Consider the following 223-nt stretch of genomic DNA (forward strand, 5'->3'; position numbering starts at 1 on the left):
AGTACCAACAGGTAAAATTTCAATTACAGCTCCACTAGGACCAGGATTTGAATACAGTATTGATGGCACGAACTATCAGGACTCAGAAAACTTTATTAACTTAACCTCTGGCACTTATAGTGTAACGGCTCGAAATACTTCAGATCCTACGTGTGTTTCTACAGCTTTATCAGTAACGATTAATGATGTACCAAATGCACCAGCTACACCAACTGCTGATGTA

At 39.0% G+C, this 223-nt stretch carries 1 protein-coding gene; it reads left to right on the forward strand.

Annotated features, from left to right (window positions below):
* Positions 1 to 223: hypothetical protein (locus tag FHP04_RS14605; protein ID WP_158319162.1), on the forward strand; the 223-nt coding region annotated here is incomplete at both ends.

The sequence above is a fragment of the Aequorivita sinensis genome (assembly GCF_006346335.1).
Lineage (GTDB): Bacteria > Bacteroidota > Bacteroidia > Flavobacteriales > Flavobacteriaceae > Aequorivita > Aequorivita sinensis.